At 68.6% G+C, this 7899-nt stretch carries 9 protein-coding genes; 5 read left to right on the top strand and 4 right to left on the bottom strand.

All coding sequences use genetic code 11. From position 1 onward, the window contains the following. Positions 1–535: alkyl hydroperoxide reductase subunit C (gene ahpC, locus AC04L7_RS08370; protein WP_475512811.1), on the bottom strand; the 535-nt coding region annotated here is incomplete at its 3' end. A gap of 361 nt (positions 536–896) precedes the next feature. Between ahpC and prmC the strand changes: the two genes are divergently transcribed. The 4 genes from prmC (at position 897) to AC04L7_RS08350 (ending at position 4201) form a co-directional block, all read left to right on the top strand. Then, the gene (prmC, locus tag AC04L7_RS08365; protein WP_475512810.1) at positions 897–1766 is read left to right on the top strand and encodes a peptide chain release factor N(5)-glutamine methyltransferase; all 870 of its coding nucleotides are present in this window, start codon (positions 897–899) and stop codon (positions 1764–1766) included. Between the two features lie 30 nt (positions 1767–1796). Beyond that, positions 1797–2738 (top strand): prolyl aminopeptidase, encoded by a 942-nt coding sequence (gene pip, locus AC04L7_RS08360; protein WP_475512809.1) that lies wholly within the window; start codon positions 1797–1799, stop codon positions 2736–2738. Between the two features lie 29 nt (positions 2739–2767). Further along, a complete protein-coding gene (locus tag AC04L7_RS08355) occupies positions 2768–3667 on the top strand; it encodes a dienelactone hydrolase family protein (RefSeq protein WP_435997157.1) in 900 nt (299 codons plus the stop codon). A 105-nt stretch (positions 3668–3772) separates the two neighbouring features. Then, positions 3773–4201: a DUF4019 domain-containing protein gene (locus AC04L7_RS08350; protein ID WP_435997159.1), complete on the top strand. Its 429-nt coding sequence runs from the start codon at positions 3773–3775 to the stop codon at positions 4199–4201. A 3-nt stretch (positions 4202–4204) separates the two neighbouring features. Here the strand turns inward: AC04L7_RS08350 and AC04L7_RS08345 are convergent, their stop codons facing one another. From AC04L7_RS08345 to AC04L7_RS08335, 3 genes are read right to left on the bottom strand one after another with little or no spacing between them, the layout of a single operon-like run. After that, on the bottom strand, positions 4205–4771 hold the full coding sequence (locus AC04L7_RS08345) for an NUDIX hydrolase (RefSeq protein WP_296282062.1): 567 nt from the start codon (positions 4769–4771) through the stop codon (positions 4205–4207). Positions 4772–4811: 40 nt separating this feature from the next. Continuing rightward, positions 4812–5732, bottom strand: coding sequence for a 5'-3' exonuclease (locus tag AC04L7_RS08340; protein WP_435997162.1), 921 nt, complete (start codon positions 5730–5732; stop codon positions 4812–4814). After that, positions 5725–6306: a nitroreductase family protein gene (locus tag AC04L7_RS08335; RefSeq protein WP_435997164.1), complete on the bottom strand. Its 582-nt coding sequence runs from the start codon at positions 6304–6306 to the stop codon at positions 5725–5727. Before AC04L7_RS08335 ends, AC04L7_RS08340 begins: the two co-directional genes overlap by 8 nt. Positions 6307–6446: 140 nt before the next feature. On the opposite strand from AC04L7_RS08335, the gene AC04L7_RS08330 reads away from it, so the two are divergent. Next, positions 6447–7899: DUF1631 family protein (locus tag AC04L7_RS08330; RefSeq protein ID WP_475512808.1), on the top strand; the 1453-nt coding region annotated here is incomplete at its 3' end.

The following is a 7899-nucleotide window of genomic DNA, read 5'->3' as shown; positions in this document are numbered from 1 at the left end:
GGGCGATCGTCTGCGCGCCTTCCTTCCACTTGGCCGGGCAGACCTGGCCGGGGTTGGCGGCGGTGAACTGCGCGGCCTTCAGCTTGCGCAGGGTTTCCGACACGTCACGGGCGATCTCGTTGCTGTGGATCTCGGCGGTCTTGATGACGCCTTCCGGGTTGATGACGAAGGTGCCGCGCAGGGCCAGGCCTTCTTCCTCGATGTGCACGCCGAACGCGCGGGTCAGCTGGTGGGTCGGGTCGCCGACCAGCGGGAACTGGGCCTTGCCCACCGCCGGGGAGGTTTCGTGCCACACCTTGTGCGAGAAGTGCGTGTCGGTGGTGACGATGTAGACCTCGGCGCCGGCCTTCTGGAACTCGGCGTAGTTGGCGGCGGCGTCTTCCACTTCGGTCGGGCAATTGAAGGTGAAGGCGGCCGGCATGAAGATCAGGACCGACCACTTGCCCTTCAGGGTGCCGTCGGTGACTTCGACGAATTCGCCGTTGTGGAAGGCGGTGGTCTTGAAGGGCTGGACCGCGGTGTTGATCAGGGACATGGAAGATCCTCGTGAGTGGAGTGGGTGTGGTGAAGCGATGGCGCCATGGTAGGCAGCGACTATTGATATCTCAAATCGATTGATGGAATTGAATAGATAGTTTTTGGCTATCAATAGGTGGGGTCGGCACATGCTTTCAACAAGATCTGAACAAAAAATAAAATTTTTCAGTTACTTATATTGATGGCGATCTGACTGGATCAGGACGTCTTAAGAGCTCCCTTGCCGGCACACGTCCGAACGAGGCCATTGCCGGCACTGCTAGAAGCACCGAGCGCTCCATACGCCATTGAGTACCATGATGGTGCGTCGCGGCGATGCGCAGGCGTGTGGGGTACCGCCGCCCGGTACCATGCGTGCCATGTCCGCTCCCGCCTCCCTCCGTCTCGACCACGCCCTGCGCGCCGCCGCGAGCCGACTGGCCGGCCCGGACGCCCGGCACGAAGCCGAGCAATTGCTGCTGCACGTGATCGGCCGCGACCGCGCCTGGCTGTTCGCGCATTGTGATGCCGCGCTGGCCGACGCGGATGCTGCGGCGTTCGACGCGCTGCTGGCGCGCAGGATCGCCGGCGAGCCGGTGGCCTATCTGGTGGGGCATCGCGGTTTCTGGACGCTCGACCTGCAGGTGTCGCCTGCCACCTTGATCCCGCGCCCGGAAACCGAGCGCCTGGTCGAACTGGCGCTGGAGCGCCTGCCCGCGGACAAGCCTTTGCTCATCGCCGACCTCGGCACCGGCACCGGTGCGATCGCGCTGTCGCTGGCGAGCGAGCGGCCGCAGGCGCAGGTGGTGGCAACCGATTCCAGCGCAGACGCACTGGTCGTCGCACGCGCGAACGGCGTGTCGAACGCCATCGCCAACGTCGAATTCCGCCACGGCAGTTGGTGGGCACCGCTGCAGGGCGAACGCTTCCACCTGGTCGCGAGCAATCCGCCCTACATCGCSGMCGGCGACSCGCACCTGGCGCAGGGCGACCTGCGCTTCGAGCCGCCGACTGCGTTGTCCTCCGGCGCGGACGGTCTGGAGGCGATCCGGGAGATCGTGGGCGAGGCATCGACGCACCTCATGGCCGGCGGCTGGTTGCTGCTGGAGCACGGCTGGGACCAGGGCGCGGCGACCCGCGCGCTCATGACCGCCGCAGGCTTCGTCGACGTGGCCACGGAGACGGACCTGGAGCAGCGGGACCGCGTGACCCTTGGGCGCGTCACGGAAGCGCAGGACGCGAGCCGCTAGACTGTCGCTTTCCTCCAGGACGGGCTGCCCATGCGCACGCTGTACCCCGATATCGAACCCTTCGACACCGGCACGCTGAAGGTCGATGACCGCCATGAGCTGTACTACGAGCAGTGCGGCAACCCGCAGGGCAAGCCCGTGGTGCTGCTGCACGGCGGCCCGGGCGCGGGCTGCAGCCCGAAGATGCGCCGCTTCCACGATCCCGCGAAGTACCGCATCGTGCTGTTCGACCAGCGCGGCTCCGGTCGCTCCACGCCGCATGCGGAMCTGGTGGACAACACCACTTGGGACCTCGTGGCCGACATCGAGAAACTGCGCGAAAAGCTCGGCATAGAGCGCTGGCAGGTGTTCGGCGGCAGCTGGGGTTCGACGCTGGCGCTGGCGTACGCCGAAGCGCACCCGCAGCGCGTGACCGAGCTGGTGCTGCGCGGCATCTTCATGCTGCGGCGGTGGGAGCTGGAATGGTTCTACCAGGAAGGCGCGAGCCGTCTGTTCCCGGATGCGTGGGAACACTACGTCACCGCGATCCCGCCGGTCGAGCGCCACGACCTGATCTCGGCGTTCCATCGCCGACTGACCTCCGACGACAAGGCCACGCGCCTGGCGGCGGCGAAGGCGTGGAGCGTGTGGGAAGGCGCGACCAGTTTCCTGCACGTCGACGCGGATTTCGTCAGCGGCCACGAAGAGCCGGAGTTCGCACTCGCGTTCGCGCGCATCGAGAACCACTACTTCGTCAACGGCGGCTTCTTCGAGGTCGAAGACCAGTTGCTGCGCGATGCCTCGCGCATCGCCGACATCCCGGGCGTGATCGTGCATGGCCGCTATGACGTGGTCTGCCCGGTCGCCAACGCGTGGGACCTGCACAAGGCCTGGCCGAAGGCGAGGCTCGAGATCACGCCGGCGTCTGGTCATTCCGCGTTCGAGGCCGAGAACGTCGACGCGCTGGTGCGCGCGACGGACGCCTTCGCCTGACGGGCCACCGCCGCACCGGAGAGAAGTTCATGGATTCGTCGCGCGCCACCGCTTCCGCCTTCGACCAGCGCCTGCTGGACCTGTACGACGATTACGTCCACGGTCGGGTCGACCGGCGCGGCTTCCTGTCGGGTGCGGCCCGGTTCGCCGTCGGCGGYACGACGGCAGCCGCGTTGCTCGCGGCGTTGGCGCCGCAGTACGCGTTCGCTGCGCAGGTGGCCGCGGACGATCCGCGCATCACCACCGTCTACCGCACGTTCCCGGCACCGCAGGGCCATGGCGAAGGACGCGGCTTGCTGGCGATGCCGCGCGAGCCGGGACCGCATCCGGTCGTGCTGGTGGTGCACGAGAACCGCGGACTGAATCCGTACATCGAGGATGTCGCGCGTCGCCTTGCCGTGGCCGGCTTCATCGCGTTCGCGCCTGACGCGCTGTATCCGCTGGGCGGGTATCCCGGCAATGACGACAAGGGTCGTGAGTTGCAGGCCACGCTGGACCGCGCGAAGGTCATGGCCGATCTCGAAGCCGCCGCGCGCTTCGCGCAGGCGCTGCCGCGCGGCAACGGGAAGCTCGGCGTGGTCGGTTTCTGCTTCGGCGGGCTGGTGACCAACGTGCTGGCCGCGCGCCTGCCGGAGCTCGTCGATGCCGGCGTACCGTACTACGGCGGCCAGCCGTCGGCGGAGGAAGCATCGCGCATCCGCGCGCCRCTGCTGCTGCAGTTTGCCGAGCTGGATACGCGCGTCAACGCGGGGTGGCCTACGTACGAACAGCAGCTCAAGGACGCCGGCGTCGCGTACACGGCGCACATGTATCCCGGCGTGAACCACGGGTTCCACAACGACACCACGCCGCGCTACGACGCCGCGGCCGCCGAACTCTCCTGGCAACGGACGCTGGCGTTCTTCCGCAAGCATCTCGCCGGCCCCTAGAGCGAAGGCGCCTCAGGGCTGCACGCAGGCTGTCCGGTCGCCGCATCCACCTGCGAACGAGACGGAGGGGTGCCTCGCGGCCGGTCGCGTGGCGGCGACCAGACGATGCGGACGTGCAGGGCGATGGTGGAAGCAGGGCAGGCGGGCGAGGGCAGGATCGGGCTGGAAGATGTCGACATCCCGCGGCTGGGCATGGCGGCGATGCGTTTCATCCAGGCGATCGAACAGGGTCATCACGGCGTGCTGTGGGACGCGGCGTCGGATGCGATCCGGCACTCGATGCCGCGCGATGCCTTCATCCATTCGCTGGCGCACCGGCATGACGTGCTCGGTCGCGGCACCGGGCGCCGCTGGACAGCGGTGCGAGTGGGTCGGCCCGCCACGCGCGCCGACCAGTTGCCGGGGACGTACGCGATGCTGGAATTCGCGGTGGCGTTCGGCGGACGTGGAACGCCGCATCGCGAAGTCATCACGCTGCGCCGCGAGGAAAGCGGCATCTGGCGCCTGGCGGGATACGGCGTCAACGCGACGTAGCGGTCAGCTGCGCGGCGTGCCGTCGAGGGTGTGGTCGATCATCCACAGGCCGGCCCAGAGCTTGGCGTCGAGTTCATAGCCCTCGCCGATCTTCTGCGCCAGCCAGGCGGCTGCCCGCACGCGCGGGATGGCGTGCACCGTGATGTCTTCGTCGCCATCGCCGCCACCTTCGCCGACCCTGCGAAGGCCGGTGGCACGCACGAAGGCGATCCGCTCGCTGCTGCTGCCCGACGAGGTGGGGCCGATCATCAGCACCTCCGCATGGTCGGCGGTCCAGCCGGTTTCTTCCTCCAGCTCGCGCACCGCGGACACCTCGATCGACTCGCCGGCGTGGATGTCACCGACCAGGCCGGCCGGCATCTCGATCGTGCGCGCCTGCAGCGGCACGCGGAACTGTTCGACGAACAGCACTTCGTCGTCCGGTGTCACCGCGATGATGATGGCCGCCAGTCCGCCTGCGTGCGCGCGCTCCACGTATTCCCAGGTGCCGCGCACCATCATGCGCTGGTACTTGCCCTGCCAGACCACGCTGGCGGGCACCTTTCGCTTGTCGTCGTCGCGTTTGTCCATGCGGCGATGCTATCGGTTGCCGATGACGTTTGACAGACGGTCAGTACGCCGGCGGTTCCAGTCCTGCCGCCACGCGCAGGCGGCGTCGCGTCATCGGGCCGAAGCGCAAGGCATCGGACAGTCCGGCCAGCATGTCGCCGTCCGCCTGGCCGCGCGCATGGCCCGCGCCGATGTCGCCCAGCGGCGCATCCAGCACGATGGTCGTGAGCTGCCGCCACAGCAGCGCATGCTCGCGTTGCTCGCGCAGGCGCACGGCCAGCGTGGCGGCACCGCGCAGGCGCAGGAACGCGACTTCGTCCATCCGCGCGAGCAGGGTGTCGAGGTCGCCGAAGTGCGCCAGCAGCACCGCAGCCGACTTGGCGCCGATACCGGTGACGCCGGGAATGTTGTCCACCGCATCGCCCGTCAGCGCCAGGTAGTCGGCGATCTGCCGCGCCTCCACGCCGTGGCGCGCCTTCACGCCGGCGGCGCCCCAGCGCTGCCCGCGCGCGAAGTCCCACTGCTCGTCGTGTTCCTGCAACAACTGCGACAGATCCTTGTCGGCGGACACGATGACGCCGCGGAATCCCCGTGGCCGCGCTTCGTGGAGCGCGCTTCCGATCAGGTCGTCCGCCTCGTACTCGCCATGCGCCAGCACGCTGAGGCCCAGCGCGGCGCACAGTGCCTTGCAGTGCGTGAACTGGCGCCGCAGTTCTTCCGGTGCAGGGTCGCGGTTGGCCTTGTAGGCGGGGTACAGCCGGTTGCGGAAGCAGCTGTCGAGGGCTTCGTCGAAGGCGACGGCGATGTGCGCGGGCCGCTCTTTCTCCAGCAGCTCGAGCAGGAAGCGCGCGAACCCGTGCACGGCATTCGTCGGCCAGCCGTCGGCGTCCTGGAACTCATCCGGCATCGAATGCCAGGCGCGGAACACGTACAGGCTCGCATCCACCAGGTACAGCGGGCGCGGGTGCGACGGATCAGGCATCGGGATTCCAGACGGTCAACAGCGCAGCGGGATCCGGCCGCTCCCGCTCGGGCGCCAGCAGCCGCGGCGTGCCGATGTGGATGAAGCCCACGATCCTCTCGTCCTGCACCAGCCCCAGCCGCCGCGCCACGTGCGCGTCATAGGCCATCCATCCGGTCAGCCATTGCGCGCCGAAGCCGAACGCCTGCGCGGCCTGCAGCAGGGCGAAGCAGACGCTGCCGGCCGTCAGCAGTTGTTCCAGCTCGGGCACCTTGTGGCCGGGCGCGAGGCGCGCGACGACGGTGACGATGTCCGGCGCGCTGGAAAAACGACCGCGGTCCTTCTCCACCGCCGCATCGGGCGCATCGGGGTCCAGCGCGCGGGTGCGCGCCGCCAGCGCATCGCCCAGTGCATGGCGCGCATCGCCGTGAAGATGGATGAAGCGGAACGGCACCAGCTTGCCGTGGTCGGGGACGCGGACCGCGGAGGCCAGCATGCGGAGCAGGGTCGCACGGTCCGGGCCGGGTTCGCCCAATTGCTTGGAAGGTACGGAGCGTCGCGCGTCCAATCCCTGCAACAGACTTTCAGTGAGCATCGAGGCGCCTTATAGTGGGATTCAGTGCACATTAGCGGTGCATGAGTTTAATCGCAGCGGATGCACCACGGTCCGCGCCACGCACGGCTCCTCACTGCAGGACGGGTCGCAGCGGACAACCTGGCCGACCGAACGACGCAATGCCCGCCACGCCACCGCCCCTTCYCACCTCCGGCCACCAGCTCGTCGAGCTGCTGCGCGACGCGATGCAGCCACCGCTGCAGGCCGCGTTCGCCGATGTGGTGGACGGCCTGCGCCAGCCGATGCTGGATCGCCTGGAACAGAGCGAGGTGGACCGTGGCCCCTATCTCGACGGCCTGCTGGCGCTGCGTGAACGGCGCGAGGCCATCCTGCGCGGATTCCGCGAGGACCTCGACGCGGCATGGCAGGCAGCGGCGACGGGCGATCAGGCACCGGCGCAGTTCGGCACGGAGAAGACCGGCGCCAGCCTGGGCCTGGTGGAGGAGGACGAACTGGATGTCCGCTTGGCCACCGAACATCTCGCGGAGGTGATCGCGCGCGAGTGGCAGTCCGAGCTGTTGCGCCTGAACGGCTACCTGACCTGGCTGGACATGGGGGTGCGGCTGGATCCCGGCCTGGGACCCTATTCGCCGGCGCGCATCGCGATGGCCGCCTACCAGGGATTCGCGCGCGCGGCCTTGCCCGGCAACGTGCGGGCGCTGGCCATGCAGTGCTGCGAGCGCGAACTCGTGGAACTGGTCGGGCCCATCTACGAATCCATGCACGCGCGCCTGGTCCGCAGGCTGGGGGCGCAGGACACCTCGTCTCCTCGCATGCGCCGGGCGCTGGCGATTCCGTCCGCCGGCGACGAGGCGACCAGCGAACCGGACTGGATGACGCGCTTCTTCGTGTCCTGGGACCACGGTGACGCCGAGGCGGCCACCGGCCCGGACGCGACCGCCTCGCTGCCGCCCGCGCTCCACCAGTTGCTGGAAGAATCGCGCTTGCAGCGCGCYCGCAACCAGGGCGTCGCGCGCACGGCTGAACGCACCTCGCTGTCACAGCGTGAGCTCATCGTCGCCCTGACGCTGCTGCAGATCGCGCCCGCCGAGGTGCACGCGGAGATCCTCGCCCGTCCCGACCGACTGCAGGCGGCGTTCAAGCAGCAGATCTTCCTGCAGGCCGCGCAGCTCGGCGTCGCACCCGAGGCCGTGGCGATCTCCGAGGCGGACGAGAACGTCGTCGACCTCGTCGGCATGCTGTTCGAAGTCATCTTCCGGGAAAGCCACCTGACCAGCGAACAGGTCCAGCTTCTGGGCCGGCTGATGGCGCCGATGACCAAGGTCGCGCTGCAGGACCGCAAGCTGTTCCTGCATGCGACCCATCCCGCGCGCCGGCTGCTCAACGTCCTGGTCGAGGCATGTGACGGCAATCCGGGGCAGACCGAGTCGCAGCGCCTGTTGCTGGAGAAGGTCAAGGACACGGTGCAGCGACTGGTCGCGGATTTCGACGAAAGCCAGTCGGTGTTCCGCCTGGCGCGCGCGGAATTCAACGCGTTCTACGCACGCTATCGTGGCGAGGCGGAACAGGTCGAGCAGGCGCTCGCGGCGGAACAGCAGGCCAAGGACGCGG

Source organism: Pseudoxanthomonas sp. LjRoot204_2 (assembly GCF_056175765.1).
The sequence above is the reverse complement of the archived record's forward strand: the minus strand, read 5'-3'. Positions and strand labels throughout refer to the sequence as shown.

Excerpts from the sequence above, each read along its gene's own strand:
- AC04L7_RS08345 (WP_296282062.1), bottom strand. The coding sequence starts at position 4,771 with ATGGACAAACGCGACGACGACAAGCGAAAGGTGCCCGCCAGCGTGGTC.
- AC04L7_RS08340 (WP_435997162.1), bottom strand. The coding sequence starts at position 5,732 with ATGCCTGATCCGTCGCACCCGCGCCCGCTGTACCTGGTGGATGCGAGC.
- AC04L7_RS08335 (WP_435997164.1), bottom strand. The coding sequence starts at position 6,306 with ATGCTCACTGAAAGTCTGTTGCAGGGATTGGACGCGCGACGCTCCGTA.
- AC04L7_RS08350 (WP_435997159.1), top strand. The coding sequence starts at position 3,773 with ATGCGGACGTGCAGGGCGATGGTGGAAGCAGGGCAGGCGGGCGAGGGC.